This window comes from Sulfurisoma sediminicola (genome assembly GCF_003865015.1).
Taxonomy (GTDB): Bacteria; Pseudomonadota; Gammaproteobacteria; order Burkholderiales; family Rhodocyclaceae; genus Sulfurisoma; species Sulfurisoma sediminicola.
Map to the genome: position 1 here is coordinate 273,591 of NZ_BHVV01000001.1, position 23,277 is coordinate 296,867.

20 protein-coding genes are annotated in these 23,277 nt (G+C 68.3%); 12 read left to right on the top strand and 8 right to left on the bottom strand.

Features of this window, described 5'->3' with window-relative positions; genetic code table 11:
* The first annotated feature begins 17 nt into the window (after positions 1-17).
* The 5 genes from fba to EJE94_RS01290 all read left to right on the top strand — a co-directional run bounded on the left by fba (position 18) and on the right by EJE94_RS01290 (position 5,347).
* Positions 18-1,082 carry a class II fructose-bisphosphate aldolase gene (gene fba, locus EJE94_RS01270; RefSeq protein WP_121239683.1) on the top strand — a complete coding sequence of 355 codons (1,065 nt, stop codon included), beginning with the start codon at positions 18-20 and terminating at the stop codon, positions 1,080-1,082.
* A 64-nt stretch (positions 1,083-1,146) separates the two neighbouring features.
* Complete coding sequence (locus EJE94_RS01275) at positions 1,147-1,596, top strand: phosphate-starvation-inducible protein PsiE (RefSeq protein WP_121239684.1); 450 nt, start codon at positions 1,147-1,149, stop codon at positions 1,594-1,596.
* Between the two features lie 6 nt (positions 1,597-1,602).
* Entirely contained in the window at positions 1,603-2,484 is an 882-nt protein-coding gene (locus EJE94_RS01280; protein ID WP_121239685.1) for a phosphoribosylaminoimidazolesuccinocarboxamide synthase, read from the top strand.
* A 4-nt stretch (positions 2,485-2,488) separates the two neighbouring features.
* Complete coding sequence (locus EJE94_RS01285) at positions 2,489-3,238, top strand: DUF2189 domain-containing protein (protein WP_121239686.1); 750 nt, start codon at positions 2,489-2,491, stop codon at positions 3,236-3,238.
* Between the two features lie 78 nt (positions 3,239-3,316).
* Positions 3,317-5,347, top strand: a complete 2,031-nt coding sequence (locus tag EJE94_RS01290) for a M3 family metallopeptidase (protein ID WP_121239687.1) — start codon at positions 3,317-3,319, stop codon at positions 5,345-5,347.
* A gap of 12 nt (positions 5,348-5,359) precedes the next feature.
* On the opposite strand, the gene EJE94_RS01295 is transcribed toward EJE94_RS01290, so the two are convergent.
* Positions 5,360-5,581: a hypothetical protein gene (locus tag EJE94_RS01295; RefSeq protein ID WP_121239688.1), complete on the bottom strand. Its 222-nt coding sequence runs from the start codon at positions 5,579-5,581 to the stop codon at positions 5,360-5,362.
* 55 nt (positions 5,582-5,636) lie between these two features.
* Between EJE94_RS01295 and xth the strand changes: the two genes are divergently transcribed.
* From xth to EJE94_RS01310, 3 genes are all read left to right on the top strand, one after another.
* On the top strand, positions 5,637-6,401 hold the full coding sequence (xth, locus tag EJE94_RS01300; RefSeq protein ID WP_121239689.1) for an exodeoxyribonuclease III: 765 nt from the start codon (positions 5,637-5,639) through the stop codon (positions 6,399-6,401).
* The gene (locus EJE94_RS01305; protein ID WP_121239690.1) at positions 6,398-7,048 is read left to right on the top strand and encodes a Crp/Fnr family transcriptional regulator; all 651 of its coding nucleotides are present in this window, start codon (positions 6,398-6,400) and stop codon (positions 7,046-7,048) included. Before xth ends, EJE94_RS01305 begins: the two co-directional genes overlap by 4 nt.
* A gap of 77 nt (positions 7,049-7,125) precedes the next feature.
* A complete protein-coding gene (locus EJE94_RS01310; protein WP_121239691.1) occupies positions 7,126-7,323 on the top strand; it encodes a YgaP family membrane protein in 198 nt (65 codons plus the stop codon).
* A gap of 50 nt (positions 7,324-7,373) precedes the next feature.
* Here the strand turns inward: EJE94_RS01310 and rsmA are convergent, their stop codons facing one another.
* From rsmA to EJE94_RS01330, 4 genes are read right to left on the bottom strand one after another with little or no spacing between them, the layout of a single operon-like run.
* A complete protein-coding gene (rsmA, locus tag EJE94_RS01315; protein ID WP_121239692.1) occupies positions 7,374-8,153 on the bottom strand; it encodes a 16S rRNA (adenine(1518)-N(6)/adenine(1519)-N(6))-dimethyltransferase RsmA in 780 nt (259 codons plus the stop codon).
* The gene (pdxA, locus tag EJE94_RS01320; protein WP_121239693.1) at positions 8,150-9,082 is read right to left on the bottom strand and encodes a 4-hydroxythreonine-4-phosphate dehydrogenase PdxA; all 933 of its coding nucleotides are present in this window, start codon (positions 9,080-9,082) and stop codon (positions 8,150-8,152) included. The genes rsmA and pdxA overlap by 4 nt, the downstream gene beginning before the upstream one ends.
* Positions 9,079-10,407, bottom strand: coding sequence for a peptidylprolyl isomerase (locus tag EJE94_RS01325; RefSeq protein ID WP_121239694.1), 1,329 nt, complete (start codon positions 10,405-10,407; stop codon positions 9,079-9,081). The genes pdxA and EJE94_RS01325 overlap by 4 nt, the downstream gene beginning before the upstream one ends.
* A gap of 46 nt (positions 10,408-10,453) precedes the next feature.
* Entirely contained in the window at positions 10,454-12,778 is a 2,325-nt protein-coding gene (locus EJE94_RS01330) for an LPS-assembly protein LptD (RefSeq protein WP_165904727.1), read from the bottom strand.
* A 134-nt stretch (positions 12,779-12,912) separates the two neighbouring features.
* Between EJE94_RS01330 and EJE94_RS01335 the strand changes: the two genes are divergently transcribed.
* Genes EJE94_RS01335 through EJE94_RS01350 form a run of 4 tightly spaced genes read left to right on the top strand, consistent with a single transcriptional unit; the run spans position 12,913 to position 17,022 of the window.
* Positions 12,913-13,917, top strand: coding sequence for an aminoglycoside phosphotransferase family protein (locus EJE94_RS01335; protein ID WP_243642490.1), 1,005 nt, complete (start codon positions 12,913-12,915; stop codon positions 13,915-13,917).
* 5 nt (positions 13,918-13,922) lie between these two features.
* Positions 13,923-14,588, top strand: a complete 666-nt coding sequence (gene murU, locus EJE94_RS01340) for an N-acetylmuramate alpha-1-phosphate uridylyltransferase MurU (protein WP_207855635.1) — start codon at positions 13,923-13,925, stop codon at positions 14,586-14,588.
* 9 nt (positions 14,589-14,597) lie between these two features.
* Complete coding sequence (locus EJE94_RS01345; RefSeq protein ID WP_121239697.1) at positions 14,598-15,923, top strand: aminopeptidase P N-terminal domain-containing protein; 1,326 nt, start codon at positions 14,598-14,600, stop codon at positions 15,921-15,923.
* Entirely contained in the window at positions 15,916-17,022 is a 1,107-nt protein-coding gene (locus tag EJE94_RS01350) for an FAD-dependent monooxygenase (RefSeq protein ID WP_121239698.1), read from the top strand. Before EJE94_RS01345 ends, EJE94_RS01350 begins: the two co-directional genes overlap by 8 nt.
* Before the next feature lie 32 nt (positions 17,023-17,054).
* On the opposite strand, the gene tldD is transcribed toward EJE94_RS01350, so the two are convergent.
* The 3 genes from tldD to EJE94_RS01365 are packed head-to-tail and all read right to left on the bottom strand — an operon-like array spanning position 17,055 to position 23,207.
* Positions 17,055-18,503, bottom strand: a complete 1,449-nt coding sequence (gene tldD / locus EJE94_RS01355; RefSeq protein ID WP_121239699.1) for a metalloprotease TldD — start codon at positions 18,501-18,503, stop codon at positions 17,055-17,057.
* Position 18,504: 1 nt separating this feature from the next.
* Complete coding sequence (locus tag EJE94_RS01360) at positions 18,505-19,314, bottom strand: carbon-nitrogen hydrolase family protein (RefSeq protein WP_275540511.1); 810 nt, start codon at positions 19,312-19,314, stop codon at positions 18,505-18,507.
* The gene (locus EJE94_RS01365) at positions 19,311-23,207 is read right to left on the bottom strand and encodes a YhdP family protein (RefSeq protein ID WP_165904728.1); all 3,897 of its coding nucleotides are present in this window, start codon (positions 23,205-23,207) and stop codon (positions 19,311-19,313) included. Before EJE94_RS01365 ends, EJE94_RS01360 begins: the two co-directional genes overlap by 4 nt.
* Between the last annotated feature and the right edge of the window lie 70 nt (positions 23,208-23,277).

The following is a 23,277-nucleotide window of genomic DNA, read 5'->3' on the forward strand; positions in this document are numbered from 1 at the left end:
TACCCAAGGAGAACTCAATGGCACTCGTATCCATGCGCCAACTGCTGGACCACGCCGCTGAACACGGCTATGGCCTGCCCGCCTTCAACGTGAACAACCTGGAGCAGATCCAGGCCATCATGGAAGCCGCCGAGGAAACCAACAGCCCGGTGATCATGCAGGGCTCCGCCGGCGCCCGCAAGTATGCCGGCGAGGCCTACCTGCGCCACCTCATCGAGGCCGCCATCGAGACCCATCCCGACGTGCCGATCGTCATGCACCAGGACCACGGCGCCAGCCCGGCCATCTGCATCCAGTCGATGCGTTCCGGCTTCTCCAGCGTGATGATGGACGGCTCGCTGATGGAAGACGCCAAGACGCCGTCGTCCTTCAAGTACAACGTCGATACCACCAAGCATGTCGTCGATATCGCCCACGCCATCGGCGTCTCCGTCGAGGGTGAACTGGGCTGCCTCGGCTCGCTCGAGTCCGGCATGGGCGAGAAAGAAGACGGCCACGGCGCCGAAGGCGTGCTGTCGCACGACCAGCTGCTGACCGACGCCAACGAGGCCGCCGAGTTCGTCAAGGCGACGCAGGTAGACGCGCTGGCCATCGCCATCGGCACCAGCCACGGCGCCTACAAGTTCACACGCCCGCCCACGGGCGCGGTGCTGCGCATCGACCGCATCAAGGAAATCCACGCCCGCATCCCCAACACCCACCTGGTGATGCACGGCTCCTCCAGCGTGCCGCAGGAGTGGCTGAAGATCATCAACGAGAACGGCGGCGAGATGGGCTCGACCTACGGCGTGCCGGTCGAGGAAATCGTCGAGGGCATCAAGAACGGCGTGCGCAAGGTCAACATCGACACCGACCTGCGCATGGCCTCCACCGGCGCCATCCGTCAGTTCCTCAACAAGGATCGCAAGAACTTCGATCCGCGCAAGTACCTGATCGAAGCCCGGAAGGCGATGAAGGAAATCTGCAAGGCCCGCTACGAAGCCTTCGGCTGCGCCGGCCAGGCCAGCAAGATCAAGCCGATCAGCCTCGAGGCCATGTCCATCCGCTACAAGAAGGGCGAGCTCAACGCGATCGTCAAGTAAGCGCCGTTTTGCGGTAAATTGAGGGGCTGCCGGGATTACCCGGCAGCCCCTTTTCCTGTGCGCCATGGACGTTCAATCCCATACCTTCGACCGCCTGCGCCGCTTCTTCAGCGGCGGCCTCGACATTGTCGAATACCTCGGCCTGCTGGTCATCGGCATCGCCACAACCATCGCGATGTACCACGAAGTCGTCGTCATGCTCGCGGCACAGCGCGTGCAACTCGCCGACCTGCTGTTGATGTTCCTCTACCTCGAGGTGCTGGCGATGATCGGCCAGTACTTCAAATCGGGTCAGCTGCCGGTGCGCTTCCCCATGTACATCGCCATGGTGGCGCTGGCCCGCTACCTGATCCTCGACATCAAGGACATGAACGAATGGCGCATGCTCGCCGTGGCCGCCGCCATCTTCCTGCTGACGCTGGGCGTGCTCGTCATCCGATACGGTCATGTGCGCTTCCCCTATCGCGAAGACACCGACGCAAGCCCCACCGAAAAACCCTTTGTCCGCGAGTAGCCCCCAATGACCTCACCGCTCTTCGAATCCAGCATCACCAGCCTGCCGCTACTCAACCGCGGCAAGGTGCGCGACATCTACGGCATCGACAATGACAAGATGCTGATCATCACCAGCGACCGCCTGTCGGCCTTCGACGTGATCCTGCCCGATCCGATTCCCGGCAAGGGCGAGGTGCTGACGGCGATGGCGAACTTCTGGTTCGGCAAGCTCAGCCACATCATCCCCAACCAGCTCACCGGCGTCGATCCCGAGACGGTTGTCGCCGCGAACGAGCGCGAGCAGGTGCGCGGCCGCGCCATCGTCGTCAAGAAGCTCAAGCCGCTGCCGATCGAGGCGGTTGTACGCGGCTACCTGATCGGATCCGGCTGGAAGGACTACAAGGCCACGGGCAAGGTCTGCGGCATCCCGCTGCCCGCCGGTCTGCAAATGGCGCAGCAGCTGCCGCAGCCGCTGTTCACGCCCTCGACCAAGGCCGAACTCGGCGACCACGACGAGAACATCGACTACGCCACCGTCGAGAAGACCGTCGGCGCCGCGCTGGCGGCCCAGGTGCGCGACGCGGCGCTGCGCCTCTACAGCGAAGCCGCCGCCTACGCCCTGACGCGCGGCATCATCATCGCCGACACCAAGTTCGAATTCGGCCTCGATGCGGCCGGCACGCTGCACCTGATCGACGAGGTGCTGACGCCCGATTCCTCGCGCTTCTGGCCGGCCGACACCTACGCGGTCGGCACCAGCCCGCCGAGCTTCGACAAGCAGTTCGTGCGCGACTACCTCGAGACGCTGGACTGGAACAAGCAGGCGCCCGGGCCGAAGCTCCCTCAGGATATCCTTGAGAAGACGGCGGCAAAATACCGCGAGGCGCTGGCGCGCCTGGCCGGTTGAGGCGATGGGCGAGGCGACACCGGGCATCCGCTCCATCGGGCTGCTGCAGCCATTCGCCTGGCTCGCCCGCGGCCTGCGCGACATCGCCCACAATCCCGGCGCCAGCCTGTTCTACGGCGCCGCGATGGCTGCAGCCGGCGCCGTGATCCTGCTCGCGGTGGCGCAAATGCCCTACCTGTTCACGGCGGCGATCAGCGGCTTCCTGCTTGTCGGGCCGATGCTTGCCACCGGCCTCTACGATCTGTCGCGCCGCCGTGAAAAGGGGGAGCCGGCGCGTCTCGTCGACTCGATGCTGGCCTGGCGCGAGAACCCGTCGGGACTGGTCGGCTTCGGCCTGTTCTCGCTGCTGGCCGGCACGGCCTGGCAAGTCCTTTCGCTGGTGATCGTCGCCATGCTCTACAAGGGCAGCGCCATGCAGCCGCTCGCTCTGGTGGTGGAGATCCTGCGCGACCCCCAATACACCGGATTGTTCCTCGCCTACCTCGGCATCGGCGGCGTCCTCGCCGCCTTCGTCTTCGCCCTCAGCGTGGTCTCGGTACCGATGCTGCTCGACCGCAAGTGCGACCTGCTGCAGGCGATGCAAGCGAGCATCGCTGCCGTCGCCGAGAATCCCCTGCCGCTGGCGCTGTGGGCGACGCTGATCATGATTCTGACTGCCGCGGGCTTCGCCACCGGCTTGCTCGGATTCATCGTCGTGATGCCGCTGCTCGGACATGCCAGCTGGCATGCCTACCGCGACCTGCTCGCGCCCTGAACAACGCCACCGGTTCCGGCGCTTGACGGCGCCCGCATCGCCCCCAAGTAACTGCTGTCTCCTTCAGCTGGTCCCGTCATGAACCCACTTCTCGACTTCAGCGGCCTGCCCCGCTTCGACGCCGTCACGCCCGACCACGTCGCCCCTGCCATCCGCGAGCTGCTCGAACAGAACCGCGCGCTGATCCAGACCCTGACGCGGGAAGAAACGCCCGCGACCTGGACTGGCTTCGTGCAGCCGCTGACCGACGCCGGCGAACGGCTGTCGCGCGCCTGGGGCATCGTCGGCCACCTGCACTCGGTCAATGACGTCCCCGCGTGGCGCGAGGCCTACAACGCCATGCTGCCCGAAGTCAGCCGCTTCTACGCCGAGCTCGGCCAGAACCTCGCGCTGTTCGCCAAATTCAAGGCCCTTGCCGCCAGCCCCGAATACGCCATCCTGTCGCCGGCGCGCCGCCGCATCCTCGACAACGACCTGCGCGACTTCCGCCTCTCCGGTGCCGAGCTGCCGGAAGCCGACAAGCCGCGCTTCCAGGCAATCCAGGAGGAACTCGCCGCGCTGGCCGCGAAGTTCTCGGAGAACCTGCTCGACGCCACCAACGCCCACGCCGAGTGGGTCGAAGATGAGAAGGGCGTCGCCGGCCTGCCGGCCGACGTGGTCGCCGCCGCCCGCGCCGCCGCCGAGAAGGACGGCAAGCCGGGCTGGAAATTCACCCTGCACGCACCCTCCTATATCCCGGTGATGCAATACGCCGACGATCGCGACCTGCGTGCGCGCATGTACCGCGCCTACGCCACGCGCGCTTCCGAGCAGGGCAGGCCCGAGTGGGACAACGGCCCGCTGATCGGGAAAATCCTCGCGCTGCGCGCCGAGGAAGCCGGGCTTCTCGGCTACGCCAATTACGCCGAGGTCTCGCTGGTGCCGAAGATGGCCAGCACCCCGGCCGAGGTCGCCGCCTTCCTGCGCGAACTCGCCGCCAAGGCGCGGCCCCATGCCGAACGCGACATGGCCGAGCTGCGCGAATTCGCGGCGAAGGAACTGAACCTCGCCGCGCTCGAAAGCTGGGACCTGTCCTGGGTTTCGGAAAAGCTCAAGCAGGCGCGCTACGCCTTCTCCGATGACGAGGTGAAGCAGTACTTCCCCGAGCCGCGCGTGCTCGACGGCCTGTTCCACGTCATCCAGACGCTGTTCGGCGTCAGCCTCGAATCCGACAGCGCGCCGACCTGGCATCCCGATGTGCGCTTCTTCCGCATCCTGCGCGACGGCAAGCTGGTCGGCCAGTTCTACCTCGATCTCTACGCCCGCGAGACCAAGCGCGGCGGCGCCTGGATGGACGACGCGATCAGCCGGCGCCATACCGCGTCCGGCGTGCAGACGCCGGTCGCCTACCTCAACTGCAACTTCCCCGGCCCGGTCGACGGCAAGGTGGCGACGTTCAGCCACGACGACGTCATCACCCTGTTCCACGAATGCGGCCACGGCCTGCACCATCTGCTGACCCGGGTGGATGAGCTGTCGGTCTCCGGCATCCATGGCGTCGAGTGGGACGCGGTGGAACTGCCCAGCCAGTTCATGGAGAACTTCTGCTGGGACTGGGCGGTGCTGCAGAAGATGACGGCGCACGTCGATTCCGCCAGGCCGCTGCCGCGCGACCTCTACGACAAGATGATCGCGGCCAAGAACTTCCAGAGCGGCATGCAGACGCAGCGGCAGATCGAGTTCAGCCTGTTCGACCTGCTGCTGCACGGCGAATTGCCGCCGGGCCAGGACTTCATGCAGCTGCTCGCCACCGTGCGCCGCGAAGTGGCCGTGGTCATCCCGCCGGCGTGGCAGCGCTTCCCGCAGAGCTTCTCGCACATCTTCGCCGGCGGCTACGCGGCCGGCTACTACAGCTACAAATGGGCGGAAGTGCTGTCGGCCGACGCCTTCGAGGCCTTCGAGGAAGCCGGGCGGCGCAGCGGCGCGGTACTCGATGCCGCGACCGGATCGCGCTTCCTCGACGAGGTGCTCGCGGTCGGCGGCTCGCGCCCCGCGCTCGAATCGTTCAAGGCCTTCCGCGGCCGCGAGCCGCGCGTCGACGCCTTGCTGCGCCACAACGGCATGAACTGAGAAAAGTCGGCGCTAGCGGGACGGCGCCCGCCGCGACACCTTCGGCCGCGACGCCAGCGCCGCGCCACGGCCGCCAATCTCCCGCGCCGCACCGAAATCGGTGCCGATGAAACAATCGCCGAGGGGACAGACAACCTCCCCGCAAGCATGTTCGGCCGCACACTCGCGCCGGGTCTGGTCCAGCAGCACCATCTCCCCGCATTTCGGGCAATAGGCAAAGGGCGAATCGAACATCGCGCGCCTCCATAAGCCAAATATAGGCGAAGGCGGCTCGCGTATCATCCCCGACATGAAAATTGCCACCTGGAACGTCAATTCGCTGAAGGTGCGCCTGCCGCAGGTCCTCGACTGGCTGGCGACGGTGCAGCCCGACGTGCTCTGCCTGCAGGAACTCAAGCTCGAGGACAAGGCCTTCCCCGTCGCCGAGATCGAGGCCGCGGGCTATCGCGTCGCATTCAGCGGGCAGAAGACCTACAACGGTGTCGCCATCCTCGCCCGCGGCGAGATCAGGGATGTCGGCCGCGACATTCCCGGCTTCGACGATCCGCAGAAGCGCGTGATCTGCGCCACCGTGGACGACGTGCGCGTGGTCTGCGGCTACGTTCCGAACGGCCAGGAAGTCGGCAGCGACAAGTACGAGTACAAGTTGCGCTGGCTCGCGGCGCTGACCGAATGGCTGCGCGGCGAACTCACCGTCCATCCGCGGCTCGCCCTGCTCGGCGACTACAACATCGCCCCCGAGGACCGCGACGTCTACGATCCTGCCGCCTGGGCCGGCCAGGTGCTCTGTTCGGAGCCGGAACGCGCCGCCTTCCGCGCACTGACGGCGCTGGGCCTGACCGACGCCTTCCGCCTGTTCGAACAGGCCGACAAGAGCTTCTCCTGGTGGGACTACCGCATGATGGCCTTCCGCCGCAACATGGGCCTGCGCATCGACCACATCCTGCTCTCACCGCCGCTGGCCGCGCGCTGCACGGCCAGCGCCATCGACAAGGCGCCGCGCAAGCTGGAACGGCCCTCCGACCACGCCCCGGTGCTCGCAGAGCTCGCATGACCGCCGCCGCGACCGTCGAGCAGCTCTATCCGGCGGTCGCCGCCCTGCCGCTCGCGCTGCGCGACCAGGTGCGCGCGCAACTGCGCACGACCGCCGTGCCGGCAGGCACCGTGCTGTTCGACGAGCACCAGCCCTGCCTCGGTTTTCCCTTCGTGCTCGACGGCGCCATCCGCGTTTCCAAGCCCGCCGCCAACGGCCGCGAGCTGCCGCTCTACCGCGTGCTGCCCGGCGAAACCTGCATCATCAGCTCGAGCTGCCTCCTCGGCCACGCCGACTACAACGCGCGCGGCGTCGCCATCGCGGACACCACGCTGGCGCTGCTGCCCCGCCCGCTGTTCGACACGCTGCTGGCCGACGCCGGCTTCCGCGGCTTCCTCTTCCACCTCTTCGCCGAGCGCATGGCCGAACTGATGCAGCTGGTCGAGGAGGTCGCCTTCCGCAAGCTCGACCAGCGGCTGGCCGGCCTGCTGCTCGGTCGCGGCCGCGTCGTGCGCGCCACCCACCAGCAGCTCGCCGACGAGCTCGGCAGCGTGCGCGAGATGATCAGCCGCCTGCTCAAGGGCTTCGCCGAGCAGGGTCTGGTGGCGCTGTCGCGCGAGCAGGTCGAAATCCTCGACGCCGCGGGGCTGCGCCGGATCGCTGCGTGACTTTGGTTACAGACCGCGGCGGCCCCGCATGATGTAATCTGCCTCGTCGTCCCCTCAATCCTCACAGGAGAACATCCATGAAACTGAACGTCGGCGGCATCGACCGCGTCTTGCGCATTCTGGTCGGCCTGGGCCTGGTGGCCTGGGCCGCCTTGCTCGGCGGCCCGGTCTGGGCCTGGATCGGCATCGTCCCCCTCGCCACGGGCGCCATCGGCTTCTGCCCGCTCTACCCGATGCTCGGCATGAACACCTGCCCGATGAAGAAGGAAGGCTGAGCCGGCACTGCCCGGCGAGGAACGGCGCGCTTCGGCGCGCCGTTCTTCGTTTACGTCAGCGCATCGGCGATGCGCACGTAGTCGGCGACGCCAAGCTCCTCGGCACGTGCCGTCGGCACGATGCCGAGCGCGGCCAGCCTTTCCTCGGGAATCATTTCCCGCAGGGTGTTGCGCAACATCTTGCGCCGTTGCGAAAAGGCCGCCGTCACCACGCGGGCGAACAAGGCTTCGTCCTTCGCCTTCTCGCCCTCGCCGGCTTTCTTCGGCACGAGGCGCACGATCGCGGAATCGACCTTGGGTGGCGGATTGAAGGCACCGGGCGGCACGACGAAAAGCCGCTCGATGTCGAAGCGGTATTGCAGCATCACCGACAGGCGGCCGTAGTCGCCGCTGCCCGGCGCGGCGGCCATGCGGTCGACGACCTCCTTCTGCAGCATGAAATGCATGTCGCGCACCCGCGTGACGTAGCCGGCCAGGTGGAACAGCAGCGGCGTCGAGATGTTGTAGGGCAGGTTGCCGACGATCCTCAGCCGCTCGCCGAGCGCGGCGAAGTCGAATTCCAGCGCGTCGCCCTCATGGATGGCCAGACGCTCCGGCGGCCAAGCCTCCTTGAGCCGCGCGATCAGGTCGCGGTCGATCTCGACCACATGCAGGCGCTCGACGCGCTCGAGCAGCGGCACGGTCAGCGCGCCGAGACCGGGGCCGATCTCGACGACGAGGTCGCCGGGACGCGGGGCGATCGCCTCGACGATGCGCCGCACGATGCCGGGGGAAACCAGGAAGTTCTGCCCGAACCTCTTTCTGGCCTGGTGTCCCTGATGCTGGGTCATGCCGAACGACGCGCCATATCTATCGCCGCCTCGACCGCGGCGAACAGGCTGCTCGGCGAGGCTCGGCCGCTCCCGGCGAGGTCGAGCGCGGTACCGTGGTCGACCGAGGTGCGAATGATCGGCAGCCCGAGGGTGACGTTGATGCCCTCGTCGAAGGCGGCGTACTTGAGCACGGCCAGCCCTTGGTCGTGGTACATCGCCAGCTGCGCGTGGGAGCCGGCCAGCACGTTCTTGGTGAACAGGGTATCGGCCGGCAGCGGTCCGACGAGCTCCATGTCTTCGCGCCGCAGTTTCTCCAGCACCGGCACGATCACGTCGATCTCCTCGCGGCCCATGTGGCCGCCCTCGCCGGCATGCGGGTTGAGCCCGGCGACGAGGATGCGCGGCCGGGCGAAGCCGAACTTCGCGCGCAGGTCGGCGTGGAGGATGCGGAGGGTCGTCTCCAGTTCCGCCGGCGTGATGGCCGCGGCGACGTCCTTGAGCGGCAGGTGGGTGGTGGCCAGTGCGACGCGCAGCCCGGCCCCCGCCAGCATCATCACTACGCGCCTCGTGTCGGTCTTCCCGGCGAGGTATTCGGTGTGGCCGGTGAAGGCGATGCCGGCGTCGTTGATCACGCCCTTGTGCAGCGGCGCAGTGACCATCGCGGCGAACTCGCCCGACTGGCAGCCGGCCAGCGCGACGTCAAGCAGTTCGAGCACGTAGCGCGCGTTGGCGACGTCCAGCCGCCCGGCGACGCAGGGCCCGCGCAGCGGCACGTGGCGGATGTCGAGGCCGTCGAGAGTCACGCCGAGCGCGGCGGCGCGCTCGGCCAGCAGGCCGCGGTCGCCGAGCACGACGAGCCGCGCAGGAAACGCCTTGGCGGCGAGCGCCAGACAGATGTCGGGGCCAATGCCGGCAGGCTCGCCGGACGTGACCGCGATGACCGTCATTTGTCTTCCAGGCGATACTCGACGTAGGCGCGGTCGCGCATCTGGCGGATCCAGTCCTGATAGGCCTCGTCGGACTTGCGTTCGCGCAGGGCGGCGCGGGCGACCATGCGGCGGCGCTCCGGCGAGGCCTCCTCGGTGCGGCGTTCCAGCACCTGGATCAGGTGAAAGCCGAAGGGTGACTGCACCGGCTGGCTGATTTCCCCGATCTTGAGCGCATCCATGGCCCTCTCGAAGTCGGGCACGGTGTCGCCCTGGTAGAGCCAGCCGAGGTCGCCGCCCTTGGCCGCCGACAGATCGTTGGAGTTCAGCCGCGCCAGCTCGGCGAAGTCGGCGCCGTTGTCGAGGCGCTCCTTGAGCCCGACCAGCTTGCGCCGGGCCTCCGCCTCCGAGACCAGTTCATTGACCTTGACGAGGATATGGCGGGCGCGGGTCTGCTTCAGCGCCGGCATCGCGGCGACGCTGCCCTGGCGGGCGAGCAGCTTGATGATGTGGAAGCCGGCCGGGCTGCGCAGCACGCCGCTGACTTCGCCCGGATTGAGATTCTTCGCCGCATCGGCGTAGAGGCCGGGCAGGCGATCAGCCGGCCGGGCGCCCATCGCGCCGCCCGACAGCGCGTCCGGCGCGTCGGAATAAGCGGCGGCGACCTTGGCGAAATCCTCGCCGGCGCGCAGCTGCTGCAGGGCCTGCTCGGCGCGGGCGCCGCTCTTGGCCAGCTGCTGCTGCGTCGCCTGTTCCGGCACGCGCACGATGATGTGGGCGAGGTGCAGCATTTGCGCACCGCCGCCGCCCTGCGCCTCGGCGCTGGCCAGATAGTTGTCTATCTCGCCCTCGGAAATCACCACGCGCGTGTCGACCTCGCGCTCGCGCAGCCGCGCAACGGTCATTTCGTCGCGAATGTCCTCGCGGAACTTGGCCCAGGCGATGCCGTCGCGCTCGATGGCGGACTTGAAGTCGGGCAGCGGCATGCGGTTGCCGTCGGCGATGCGCCGCAGCGCCGCGTCGACCTCGCCGTCGCCGATGCGCATGCCGGTTTCCTTGGCGAACTGGATCTGCACGCGATCGATGATCATGCGTTCGAGCAGTTGCTGCTCCAGCACCGCCTGCGGCGGCAACGGCGTGCCCTGCTTGCGCAGTTGCCGCTCCACCGTCGCCAGGCGCGCGCGCAGTTCGTGCAGGGTGATCACCTCGTCGTTGACGACGGCGGCGACGCGGTCGGCTTCGATGGGTTGCGCAGGCCGGGCCTGCTGGGCCTGCTGCCCCGCCTGGGGCAGCTGGGGCGACCCCGGCTGCGCCACCGCGGCGGGCAGGGCGACTGCAAAAAACATTCCGACAAGCCACGCTGGGACACGCATCGCGTGCATCCTCCTAAAGTCAGTAAGTGCCGAAAATCGGGTCGGCAACCGGCTGGTTGACCCGGCCGTAGCCTGGAATGTTCCGCTTCAGCAGATCGAGCGGATTCGAGCCGATGCGCGAGAAACCGTTGAGTTCGAGCTGGAAGAAGAACGCCGTGTTGGAATTGTTGTCCGTGGTCGCGATGCGATGCGTGACGGCGCGCGCCACCCAGCAGCCGCCGTCGTACTCGACACCGGCGACGGCCTCGACGACGCGGCCGTCGCGCATGGAGTAATTGTAGCGCCCGACGCCGTGCCAGCCGCCCCAGACGGGCCATTGCGCGGAGACGTCGAACTGGTCGACCTGGTCGCGGGTATAGCGGTAGGCGGCATTGATCACCTTGCCCGCCTCGGGCCGGTAGCGTCCGGCGACGTTGAACGCCTCCATGCGCCGGTCGCGCGGGTTGTACTGGAGCAGGGCGTCGACGCCGGCGCGGTCGGCGACCTGTCCGCCGAGCAGCGCCAGCAGGTCGGCGGAGCGGCCGGTGCGGGGCACTTCCCCCGGCAGCGTGACGTACTGGTCGGTAAAGTAGTAACGCTGGCCGATCCCGGCCGTCAGCATCTGGTGGCCGCTGGCGGAATCGATCAGGCGCGAACTCACCATGGCGGTGAGCTGGTTGGCATCGCCGATGCGGTCGTTGCCGGCATAGCGGTTCTCGCTGAATATCTGGGTGACGCCGTAGCCGGTAGCCGCGGTATCGAACACCGGGATCTGCGACTGGTCGCGCCGCGGGATATAGACGTAATAGAGCCGCGGCTCGAGCGTCTGCACCGTATCCTTCCTGCCCAGCCATTCAATGTCCCGCTCCAGCGTCACCATCGAGTCCAGGCTGGCGATTGGCACGTTGCGCGAGATGTAATCGGGCGTCCCGCTCGGCTGCCGGTCGAGCAGGTAGCGCGACACATGGACACCGACCTTGGGCGTGAAGCTGAAGGCCGTCGTCTGCAACGGCAGCGAGATCTGCGGATAGGCCATCCAGCGCTGGCCGATCACCGCGGTGGGATGCGTGAAGTCGACGTATTCGCCGCCGAACGCGAACGTCGTGCCGAGCGGCAGGTCGGGCCGGCTCGCCATCAGCGTCGCCTGGGGGTAGCGGCTGTATATCCCCGGCAGCACCGTCTGGCCATGATCCTGCGGCGCGTCGTAGCGCGTCGCCGTCACATTGGCGCTCCACCAGCCGGCGGAATAGTTGAGCCCGCCCTGCTGCAGCATGTAGGTCTGCGTCACCAGGGCCAGCCGTGTCGACAGATCGCCGAAGTAGCGCGAGTCCGACACGCCGCTGTAGTTCACGAAACCGGAGAAGCCGCCGCCGAGGTTGTGGTTGTGCTGCACCGTGTAGGCGTAACGGTCGTCGCGATAGATCTTGTCGTTGGGCAGGTACTGGTTGACGATCTGGCCGTTGTAGTTCGGCTGGAGGTAGCGGAACTCGGCACCGAGCTGAACGCCGCGGCGCTCGATCCAGCGCGGCGCGAATGTCGCGTCCATGTTGGGGGCGATGTTCCAGTAAACCGGCTGCGTGAAGTCGAGGCCGCCCTGGCTGGTGGAGCCGATCGACGGCGCCAGAATGCCCGACTTGCGTTCGTTGTTGAGCGAGAAGGACATCCACGGGGCGTAGAAGATCGGCACGCCGCCCAGCCTCACCAGCGCGTTCTTCGCTTCGCCGACTTCGCGGTTGAAGTCGAGCGAGAGCTCGTCCACCTCGGCGAACCAGTCGCGGCTCTCCGCGCTGCAGGTGCTGTAGGTCGCCTTGCGCATGCGATAGAGCCCCTCGCCCTCGAAGTTGAGGCGCTCCGCCTCGCCGGAGCCCGGCACCGGCGTCTTCCCCGGAATCGGCACCTGGCCGATTCCCAGGCGCGAGATCGAATACTGCGGCTGTTCGAAATAGCCGACGTTGTCGTCCAGGCGCAGGCGCATCTTCGGTCCGCGCATCGTGTCCTCGTCGCGGCGCAGGACCACGTTGCCGGTACCCTCGACCTCGTCCTCGTTCGGCCGGTAGATCAGGTGATCGGCGTCGACCGAACGACCCGTGCCTCGCAACTCGACCGCGCCCTCGGCGATGGTCTCGACACCCTGGGTACCGTGCAGCCGCTCGGCCGTGATGAAGTTGGGGTAGTTCTCGCGCGGATCGCGGCTGCGTGGCAGCATGCGGCCGGTTCCCCGCAACGAAGGCTCGGGCAGGGGCTCCAGCAGTGCCGGATCGACCACTAGCGGCTCCATCGCGTCCGCCGGCGACGGAGCCTCCCCGGCAGCGCACAGCGGTCCCGCCAGGGTGGTACCGGCCAGGCAGATGAGGATTGCACGCAATGAACGCCGCATTGACGAATGGCGATGGTCGGAGATGGGCGCCCCGCGTCCAACGGCTGCCGGGGGCCAATATTGCCGGTGATAGAATTCGCAATTCTAGCATCCGCCCTACCCCCTACCCGCCCCGCTCCACCGTGCAAAACGACCCGCGACAGGACGCCATCGCCGCGTGGCTCGAAGGCTTGTGGCCCGACCGGGCCTTCGCGCTGGCGCCCGCCTCCGCCGATGCCAGTTTCCGCCGCTACCTTCGCGTCGTCTGGAACGATGGCGCGACGCAGGTCGTCATGGACGCGCCGCCCGGCCACGAGGACGTGCGGCCGTGGCTGCATGTGCAGCGCCTGTTCCACGCCGCCGGCGCCCACGTGCCCGAGGTGCCGGCGCAAGACGCGCAACAGGGCTTCCTGCTGCTGTCCGACCTCGGCTCGACCACCTACCTCGCCGCGCTGGACGAGCGCGATGCCGATAGCCTCTACCGCGATGCCATCGACACCCTGATCCGCATCCAGCTCGCCAGCCGCGCGGCCGAGCTGCCCGACTACGACCGCGCGCTGCTCAAGCGCGAGCTCGATCTCTTCCCCGACTGGTACATCGGCAAACATGTGACGATCCCCTTCGGCGACGCGCAGCGCGACGCCCTGGACAAGGTCTTCGCGCAGATCCTCGCCGTGAACCTCGGCGAGCCCAGGGTCTATGTCCACCGCGACTACCATTCGCGCAACCTCATGCTGGCGTCCCCCAATCCGGGCGTCATCGACTTCCAGGACGCGGTCTACGGCCCGATCAGCTACGACCTGGTGTCGCTGTTCAAGGATGCCTACGTCGAATGGGAAGAGGAGCGCCTGCTCGACTGGCTGGCGCGCTACTGGGAGAAGGCGAAGAAGGCCGGCCTGCCGGTGCGCCACGACTTCGGCGACTTCTTCCGCGACTACGAATGGATGGGCGTGCAGCGCCACGTCAAAGTGCTCGGCATCTTCGCCCGCCTCTGGCACCGCGATGGCAAGGACGGCTATCTCAGGGACATGCCGCTGGTCGCCAAGTATCTGCGCAACGCCTGCGGCCGCTACCGCGAACTGACGCCGCTGCTGCGGCTGCTCGACCAGCTCGAGAACCGCCAAGCACAAGTGGGGTATACATTTTGAAGGCAATGATCCTGGCTGCTGGCCGCGGCGAGCGCATGCGGCCGCTGACCGACCGCACGCCGAAACCGCTGCTGCCCGTGGCGGGACGGCCGCTGATCGTCTGGCACATCGAGCGCCTCGCCGCCGCGGGCTTTCGCGACGTCGTCATCAACCACGCCCATCTCGGCGACCAGATCGAGGCGCTGCTCGGCGACGGCGACGCCTGGGGAGTCCGCATCCGTTACTCGGAAGAGCCCGCCGGAGCGCTCGAGACCGCCGGCGGCATCGCCAACGCGCTGCCGCTGCTCGGCGACGCACCCTTTCTCGTCATCAACGGCGACATCTTCTGCGACTGGGATGTTTCCCGTGCGCGGACGGTCCTCGCCGCCGGCCTGCTGGCGCATCTGGTGCTGGTGCCCAACCCCGGCCACCATCCGAGCGGCGACTTCGCCTTGACTGACGACATGCTCGACGCCGGCAAGGAAAGGCATACCTTCGCCGGCATCGGCGTCTATCGCCCGGAACTGTTCGCGGCGATCGAGCGCGGCCAGGTGGCGAAGCTGGCGCCGCTGCTCGACGCGGCCATCGCCGCCGGGCGCGTTTCCGGCGAACTGCACGACGGCCGCTGGGTCGATGTCGGCACCCCGGAACGCCTGGCCGCGCTCGACGCCGACCTGCGGCACGCGTGCTAGCATCAAACCATGGATTACACGCCGTTCCGCCAGCGCCGACTTTCCCTGCTTGAGCACATCGCCAAGGCCGGGGGTGGCATCGCCATCATCCCGACCGCGCCCGAGCGCGTGCGCAATCGCGACACCGCCTTCCCCTATCGCGCCGACAGCTATTTCCATTACCTGAGCGGTTTCCCCGAACCCGATGCGGTGCTGGTGCTGATTGCCGGCCGGGGTGACGATGCGCCGCGCAGCATCGTCTTCTGCCGCGACAAGGACCTCGACAAGGAGATCTGGGACGGCTTCCGCTTCGGCCCCGATGGCGCACGCGAGACCTTCGGCTTCGACGCGGCGCATTCCTTCAAGGACTTCGAGGCCCAACTGCCGGATCTGCTCACCGACCAGCCGGCGCTGTGGTACTCGCTCGGCCACGACGCCGCCTGGGACGCGCGCATCACCGCCGCGCTCAACGCCGTGCGCGTCCAGACCCGCAACGGCAAGCGCCCGCCGGCCGCCATCCACGACGTGCGCGCGGTGCTCGACCGCATGCGCCTGCTCAAGGATGACAGCGAAATCGCGCTGATGAAGCAGGCCGCCGCCATCGCCTGTGCCGCGCACCGCCGCGCCCTCGCCTTTGCCGCGCCGGGCAAGTACGAATACGAAGTCGAGGCGGAATTCCTGCATGAGTTCCGTCGCCGCGGCAGTCAGTTTCCGGCCTATCCGCCGATCGTCGCCTCCGGCGCCAACGCCTGCGTGCTGCATTACGTCGACAACAACCGCCAGATGCGCGACGGCGACCTGCTGCTGATCGACGCCGGCTGCGAGCTCGACGGCTACGCCAGCGACATCACCCGCACCTTCCCCGTCAATGGCCGCTTCTCCGGGCCGCAGGCCGACGTCTACGACCTCGTGCTCGACGCCCAGAGCGCCGCCATCGCCGCTCTCAAGCCCGGTGCCACCTTCCACGACCCGCACGACGCCGCCGTGCGCGTGCTGGCGCAGGGCATGATCGACATGAAGCTGCTCGAAGGCAGCGTCGACGGCGTGATCGAGTCCGAGAGCTACAAGCGCTACTACATGCACCGCACGAGTCACTGGCTCGGCCTCGACGTGCATGACGCCGGGGAGTACAAGACCGGCGACGAGTGGGTCGCCCTGAAGCCGGGCATGGTGCTGACCATCGAGCCCGGCTGCTACATCCGCCCCGGCGACGACGTGCCGCAGGCCTTCTGGAACATCGGCGTGCGCATCGAGGACGACGCGCTCGTCACCGCCGGCGGCTGCGAGGTGCTGACCTCGAAGGCGCCCAAGACCATCGCCGGCATCGAGCAGCTGATGAAGCGCACGCATGGCTGACAAGGTCGCCATCGTCGGCGGTGGGCCGGCGGGAATGGCCCTTGCCTTGGCGCTCCACCACCACGGCATCGCCGCCGAAATCTTCGACGCCCGCGAGCGCGGCGCCGCCAGGAAGGACAAGCGCATCCTCGCCCTGTCCTACGGTGCACGGCAGATCCTCGAGCGCCTCGGCGCCTGGCACGGCATTCCCGCCACCGCCATCGCCACCATCCACGTCTCGCAGCGCGGGCGGCTCGGCCGCACCCACATCCGCGCCGAAGACGAGGGCGTGCCGGCGCTCGGCTACGTGCTCGCCGCGTCCGACCTCGCCGCGTCGCTCGACGCCGCCATAACCGCCGCCGGCATCGCCTATCGCGAGAACGAGAAAGTTATGCGTAGCGGTATCCCCGGGGACGGCGCTGCCGACACGGCGAACTTCGCGCTGACAGCCTGGGCCGAGGGCGCAGTCGCCGAAAGCGAGGCCACGGTGCGCGACTACGGCCAGCACGCGGTGCTCTGCACCGTCGCCACCCGTGAGCCGCACCGCCACGTCGCCTGGGAGCGCTTCACGCCTGACGGTCCGCTGGCGCTTCTGCCCTTCGGCAACGAATACGCCGTCGTCTTCACCTGCGCGGCAGACGGGGCGCCGCAGCTCGCCGCGCTCGACGACGACGCCTTCCGCGCGCGCCTGCAGGCCCAGTTCGGCACGCGTCTGACCTTCACCGCGGTCGGTCCGCGCGTCGGCTACGCCCTCGGCCTGCGCTATCGTCGGGACATCGTCGGCGAGCGCCAGGTCTGGGTCGGCAACGCCGCGCAAACCCTGCACCCGGTGGCCGGCCAGGGCTTCAACCTCGCGCTGCGCGACATCTGGGAGCTGGGGCGCACGCTCGCCGACAGCCCCGATCCGGGCGATGCCGCCCTGCTCGCCCGCTACGCCGCCGCCCGCCGCCTCGACCGACGCGGCGCCATCGGCTTCACCGATACGCTGGTACGCACCTTCTCCAACGATTTCGCGCCGCTCGCCCACGTCCGCGGCGCCGGTCTGCTCGCGCTGGACCTGCTGCCGCCGGCGCGCTCCTTTGTCGCGCGGCGCATGATGTTCGGCGCGCGGAGCTGGTAGCGATGCGCCCGCCGGGGCGAGTCCCGGCAAAACTACCCGGTGCCGCCGACGGTCAGCCCGTCGATGCGCAGCGTCGGCTGGCCCACCCCCACGGGCACGCTCTGCCCTTCCTTGCCGCAGGTGCCGACGCCGGGGTCGAGCGCAAGGTCGTTGCCTATCATCGAGACGCGCGTGAGCACGTCGGGACCGTTGCCGATCAGGGTCGCACCCTTGACCGGGTAGGTGATTTTGCCGTTCTCGATCATGTAGGCCTCGGCGGTCGAGAACACGAACTTGCCGCTGGTGATGTCGACCTGGCCACCGCCGAAGTTCACGGCATAGAGGCCCTTCTTCACCGAGGCGATGATCTCGGCCGGATCCTTGTCCCCGGCCAGCATCACGGTATTGGTCATGCGCGGCAGCGGCAGGTGGGCGAAGGATTCGCGGCGGCCGTTGCCGGTGGGCTCGACGCCCATGAGCCGGGCATTGAGGCTGTCCTGCAGATAGCCGACGAGGATGCCGTCCTCGATCAGCACCGTGCGCTGGGTCGGATTGCCCTCGTCGTCGACCGACAGCGAACCGCGGCGATTCGGCATGGTGCCGTCGTCGACCACGGTCACGCCGGGTGCCGCGACGCGCTCGCCGATGCGGCCGGCGAAGGTCGAGCTGCCCTTGCGGTTGAAGTCGCCCTCCAGCCCGTGGCCGATGGCCTCGTGCAGCAGGATGCCGGGCCAGCCGGAGCCGAGCACCACGGTCATGGTGCCGGCCGGCGCGGGCTTCGCGGCGAGATTGACGCTGGCCTGGTGCACGGCCTTGGCGGCGTAGTCCTTGAGCACCTCGTCGCTGAAGTAGGCGTAGTCGAAGCGGCCGCCGCCACCACTCGAACCCTGCTCGCGCTTGGCTCCATCCTTCATGATCACGGTGATCGACACGCGCACCAGCGGACGCACGTCGGCAGCGAGGTGGCCGTCGGAACGGGCGACGAGAACGACCTCCCACGAGCCGGCGATGTGCGCCATGACCTCGGCCACGCGCGGGTCGAGCGCGCGCGCAAAGCCCTCGAGCCGCTCGAGCAGCCTGACCTTCTCGGTGTCGTCGAGCGAAGCGATCGGATCGTGCGGCACGTAGAGCGCCGGCACCGTGCGCTTGCCGAGCATGGGCGTGAGCCGGTGCGAGCCGCTGGCGGCGATGGCGCGCACGGCCTTGGCGGCCGACTCCAGCGCCGGCAGGCTGATCTCGTCGGAGTAGGCGAAGGCGGTCTTTTCGCCGGAGATGGCGCGCACGCCGACGCCCTGGTCGATGCTGAAGCTGCCGGACTTGACGATGCCCTCCTCCAGGCTCCAGGCCTCGGAGCGGCCGTACTGGAAGTAGAGGTCGGCGTAGTCGACGCGGTGGCCGAAGACCTGGCCGAAGACGCTCTCTAGCCGGCGCGGGTTGAGGTCGTAGGGTGCGAGCAGGCACTGCTCGGCGGTGCGATAGAGATTGCTGGGATCGGTGTTCATGTCAGGTCTTCAGTTTGCGGTGTTGCAGTGCGGGCAGGCTGCTGCGTACTTCGGCCAGCCGCGCCGCGGAAAGTTCGGCGACGGCCACGCCCTCGCCCTTGTCCAGTCGCGCCAGGATGTCGCCCCACGGGTCGATGACCATGCTGTTGCCGTGGGTGACGCGGCCGTTCGGGTGCCGTCCGCCCTGGGCCGAGGTCACAACATAGCACTGATTCTCGACCGCACGGGCACGCAGCAGCAATTCCCAGTGGGCACGGCCGGTGGTCTCGGTAAAGGCGGCCGGCAGCACCAGCAGATCGAGCTGGCCCAGCGCGCGAAACAGCTCCGGGAAACGCAGGTCGTAGCAGATGCCGAGGCCGATGCGCCCCCACGGCGAGTCGAATGCCACCGGCTCGGCGCCGGCCTCGATGGTGGCGGCCTCGTCGTAGCGTTCCGTGCCCGTGGCGAAGCCGAAGAGGTGGATCTTGTCGTAGCGCGCCACCTGCCGACCCGCGTCGTCGAAGACGAGGCAGGTGTTGCGCAGCTTGTGCGCATCGTCGGCATGCGTCGGGATCGAGCCGCCGACGAGCCAGATGCCGTACTTGCGCGCGGCGTCGGCGAGGAAATCCTGGATCGGTCCCGCGCCCACGCGCTCGCGCGCCGCCAGGCGATCGGCATCGGCTGCCCCGATCAGCGGGAAATATTCCGGCAGCGCCGCCAATTGCGCCCCCTGTGCCGCGGCATCAGCGATGAGCCGCCCGGCCGTCGCCAGGTTGGCCGCCACGTCGGGGCCGGAGATCATCTGCACGGCAGCGACGCGCAGGTCCTTCACGGCTTGCCGCCCTCCTTCGGCGGTGCGGCAATCTTCTCGGCGCCGATCTTCTCCACCTTGGGATCGGCCCAGCTGCCGGTCACCGCATATTCGAAGGAGAAGGCCTGGCCCAGCGGATCCTTGAATATCTTCTGCGCCAGCCAGGCCACGGCACCGACCGTCGGATTGACCAGCGCCACCGTGCCGAGGGCGACGGTATCGCCCAGCGCCGGATTGACGCGCACCCTGAGATTCTGCGTCTCGTTGGGCAGGTTGACGCTGCCGTTGAGCATGACGCGTGCCGCAGGACCGACGATCTGCAGGTCCTTGGTCTCGAGGATGCCGCGCGTCACCGTGGATTCGCCGGCGATGCTGTCGAAGGCGAAGCCCTCGCTGAAGACGTCGCGGAAGTCGAGGGTGATGCGCCGCGGCAGCGATTGCAGAGACAGCACCCCGAGCAGGCGACCGACGCCGGGCTCGAGCTTGCTGAACTGGCCATTGGCGGCATCGAGCTTGAGCTTGCCCGAAAGCGACGGATAGTCGATCGCCAGAGGCGAACCGGCCCAGCCCAACAGGCCTTCGAGCGTCGCCGTGCCGCGCTTGATCGCCTGCGGATAACCGAAGCGCGTCAGCAGCTTCTCGACGCTCTTCGCGTTCAACTTGAACTCGAGCTGGGTCAGCGGCGAGCTGAAGTGCGGGCGCCAGCGGCCCTGGCCGGACAGCGTGCCGTCCTCGTTCTTCACGTCCATCCGGGCATGCCACTGTCCCTCGTGGTTCTCTGCCTGCAGCTTGATCTCGCCGAAATCCCGGCCACGCGCGTTGAAGCGGTCGATGACGAGATTGATCGCCGGCAGTTCCGTCGGCTCCTCGCCCTCGCCCGGCATGATCTGGCTCGTGCCGTCGGGAATGACGACGCGCGACAGGCGGCCGGCGAGGCGGCCCGCACCCTCCCCGCTCCATTCGACGTGGCCGGCGAGCAGGTCGCCATTGACATCGGCGCGCCAGGTGTCGCGATCGTGCGAGGCCTGGACGTTGAAGTTGCTGAAGCTGCGGCCGAGAATCAGGAACTTGTCGGCATGCAGAGCCACCTGGCTTACGGGCACGGCAGCACGCGCGCCCTCGCCGAAAACGCGCCGCCAGAAATCGACATCCAGGGTCTCCACCTCGGCCGCCACCAGCAGGCCGCGTTCCGGCAGGTGCGGCGGCAGGCCGATGGCCACGACTCCGCGCTCGATCGCCGTATCCTGGGCATCGAGACGCCGCTGGACCTGCGCCCTGACGTTGTCGCCGAGGCTCAGCAGCCACTGCTCACGCGCAGGCGGGACGGCGGCGGGCGACGCGGCAGCTGCGGCAAGCACCGGCTTGCGTTCGACCACCAGATTCCGCGCTTCGGTCGCGCTCTTGTTGAACGGTACGGGCAGGCTGGAGGCGATGCCCTTGAGCGAGGACTCGAGGCGCACCTCGACATGGCGCTTGCGGATCAGCGCCGTCCCGGTCCATGGCGTGCTGCCCGAGAGGTACTCGAAGACGGGATGGCCGAAATGCTGTCGCAGTTCGCGCACGCCCGCGCTGCCCGCCGCCTTGATGGTCACCAGGCCGTCGCCACCCGTCGCCACATCCACGGTCAGCGGTGCGCCCAGCAGGATGGCGCGCACCTTGTTCGCCTCGAGGCGGTCGGCGGTGAAACGCAACTCGCCATTGACCTCCGTCAGCGGCGGCAGGCTGGGGTCGGCCATGAGGCGATTGCCGCTGAAGCGGTAACGGCCCTCGACCTGTGTCCTGTCGAGCTGGCGCAGCGGCATGCCCAGCTTCAGATCGAGTTCACCCTTGCCGACCGCCACCAGCGGCGCCGTGTAGTGGTCGATGCGCTCGCCCAGCGGGCTGGCCTCGATGAACTTGAGAAACTCGGCCGTCGGCCCGCTCACCTTGCCGGCGATGTTCAGCACTTCCGCCGTGGACTCGAGGTCGGGAATCTCGGCTGTGACCGACGCGATGGTGCCACCCAGCAGCGTACCCTTCGACGCCTTGATCAGCATGCGCACGCCGTCGAACAGCAGTTCGCCGTCGACGCCGCGGATCTCCGGCCAGCCGGCGGCGAAGCGCAGGACGGCACCGCGGAAGCGGCCTTTGACCTGGAAGATGCCATCCTTGCCGTCACGGAAGGGGAACTTGGCGAGGTCGCCCTTGAGCCTCAGCGTCGATTCCGAGGCGAGGCCGCCGACCAGCGCCTCGTTCAGCCAATCCCTTACGTTCTGGCCGACGGCCAGCGGAATGTAGCGGCTGACCGCGGAACCGGCGGCGCGCTTGAGTTCGGCCGAGACATCGATCTCGCCGGGACCGTCCGGCCGGGTGCGATAGCTGCCCGAGATCTCGCCGGCAGCGTCGGAATTCTGGAACTCGACCTTCGTCAAGTCGACGACGATCTGCCCGGCGTTCACCCGCCACGACGTCCTGGCGCCCAAGGTGTCGAATTTCACGCGGGGCTCGGCGAATACCGATGGCATGTCGACGGTCACTTCGCGGCTGGCCAGTTCGAGCGAGCCGCCCTTCTCGTCGCCGGACACCGTGCCGCTGACGCCGGAAAAGCCCGGGGATTGGCCCACCGCGACGAGCCCCAGTCGCTCGAAGCGGCCCTTGACCTTCCACGATTGCAGGGCACCCGCCTCGCCAGTCCAACTGGCGGCGAGATCCAGCACGCGGCCGCGCGGAGCCCAGGTCGCGAGCTTCTGCCGCACCTTGGGATCGAGCGGCAGATGCGCCGCCAGGTCTCTGAGCGCCGCCAGGTCGAGGCCGGTGGCGGAAAACTCGCCGCGGGCAAGGCGGTTGGCCGCCGGCGCCTCCCAGCGCAGGCGGAAATCGGTGGGGTCGAGGCGCACCCCGTCGCGCGTTTGCAGCGTCAGCCGCTTCGCCTCGGCCTCGTAGCCCTCGGCGAAACGCTTGCCGACAAGGCGACCTTCGAAGCGCTGCAGATCGAGCAGCGGAGCATCCTTGGCCGCGCGCAGCTGCAAATCCGCGAGCTTGACGTCGGCGGTCACGCTGGTCAGGCGCTTGGCGGCAATGTCCAGCCACAGCCGCACGCTGCCGCTGCCGCGCGGCAGATCGACCGGATAGTCCACCCAGGTGCGCAGGGCGGCGAGATCCGCCTGATCGAGGGCGACGTAGGCTTCGCCCGTCCAGGAATCGAGCAGGTCGATGCCCTTGCCCTTGAAATCGCCGCGCAGGTCGATGCGTTTCGCCAGCGGGCGCGGCGGATCGATGGTGAGGCCGAAGCGGTGCCGGTTGCCGCTGCTGCGCAGGTCGAAGTTGAGCCGGGACAGCTGCAGCAACGGCGCCCCGCGCAGCTCATCGTGCCAGGTGACGGTGGCGTCGCGAATGATGACGCGCCGCTGGGCCAGCAGCCAGTCGCCGATGCCATCCTCGGCGCTCGACGCTTCGACCGCGAGCCCGGCCACGAACAGCTTGCCCGCAGCATCGCGGCGGACGGCGACCGCGGGCGCGACGATCTCCAGCCGATGCAGGCGCGGCGCGAGGTAGAGCAGCGACGACCAGCCGAGGTCGGCCTCGACATGCTCCAGCACCAGCACCGGCCGCTTGGCCGCGTCGCGCAGTTCCAGCCCCGAAAGCGTCAGGCTCGGCCGCAGGCCCTGCCAGCCCGCCTCGATGTGACGAATCGCCACCTGCTGGCCCAGCTTTGCCGTGAGCACGCGCTCGATGTCCGGGCGGTAATTCTCGATTTCCGGCAGGATGGCGTAGCGCAACGCCAGCACCAGCAGGGCAAAGGCGAAATAGAGAACGCCAAGGGTCCAGCCGAGCACGCGCAAGCCCGCCCGCACGCGCGGACGCGCGAGCCGGGCGCGCAGGGCGGCGATGGCATGGGTGAAGGCGCGGCGGTTGATCGAGGGGTTGGCGGGCACGGGCAGATCGGTCGGAGGAGGCGCTCCGGCTGCCGCCCGCAGCCATCGTCGCGAGACGGCGACGGAAGGG

Excerpts from the sequence above, each read along its gene's own strand:
- rsmA (WP_121239692.1), bottom strand. The coding sequence starts at position 8,153 with ATGACCCAGCATCAGGGACACCAGGCCAGAAAGAGGTTCGGGCAGAAC.
- xth (WP_121239689.1), top strand. The coding sequence starts at position 5,637 with ATGAAAATTGCCACCTGGAACGTCAATTCGCTGAAGGTGCGCCTGCCG.
- EJE94_RS01345 (WP_121239697.1), top strand. The coding sequence starts at position 14,598 with ATGGATTACACGCCGTTCCGCCAGCGCCGACTTTCCCTGCTTGAGCAC.
- EJE94_RS01305 (WP_121239690.1), top strand. The coding sequence starts at position 6,398 with ATGACCGCCGCCGCGACCGTCGAGCAGCTCTATCCGGCGGTCGCCGCC.
- EJE94_RS01310 (WP_121239691.1), top strand. The coding sequence starts at position 7,126 with ATGAAACTGAACGTCGGCGGCATCGACCGCGTCTTGCGCATTCTGGTC.
- pdxA (WP_121239693.1), bottom strand. The coding sequence starts at position 9,082 with ATGACGGTCATCGCGGTCACGTCCGGCGAGCCTGCCGGCATTGGCCCC.
- fba (WP_121239683.1), top strand. The coding sequence starts at position 18 with ATGGCACTCGTATCCATGCGCCAACTGCTGGACCACGCCGCTGAACAC.
- EJE94_RS01275 (WP_121239684.1), top strand. The coding sequence starts at position 1,147 with ATGGACGTTCAATCCCATACCTTCGACCGCCTGCGCCGCTTCTTCAGC.
- EJE94_RS01325 (WP_121239694.1), bottom strand. The coding sequence starts at position 10,407 with ATGTTTTTTGCAGTCGCCCTGCCCGCCGCGGTGGCGCAGCCGGGGTCG.
- EJE94_RS01280 (WP_121239685.1), top strand. The coding sequence starts at position 1,603 with ATGACCTCACCGCTCTTCGAATCCAGCATCACCAGCCTGCCGCTACTC.
- EJE94_RS01290 (WP_121239687.1), top strand. The coding sequence starts at position 3,317 with ATGAACCCACTTCTCGACTTCAGCGGCCTGCCCCGCTTCGACGCCGTC.
- EJE94_RS01350 (WP_121239698.1), top strand. The coding sequence starts at position 15,916 with ATGGCTGACAAGGTCGCCATCGTCGGCGGTGGGCCGGCGGGAATGGCC.
- EJE94_RS01285 (WP_121239686.1), top strand. The coding sequence starts at position 2,489 with ATGGGCGAGGCGACACCGGGCATCCGCTCCATCGGGCTGCTGCAGCCA.
- tldD (WP_121239699.1), bottom strand. The coding sequence starts at position 18,503 with ATGAACACCGATCCCAGCAATCTCTATCGCACCGCCGAGCAGTGCCTG.
- murU (WP_207855635.1), top strand. The coding sequence starts at position 13,923 with ATGATCCTGGCTGCTGGCCGCGGCGAGCGCATGCGGCCGCTGACCGAC.
- EJE94_RS01295 (WP_121239688.1), bottom strand. The coding sequence starts at position 5,581 with ATGTTCGATTCGCCCTTTGCCTATTGCCCGAAATGCGGGGAGATGGTG.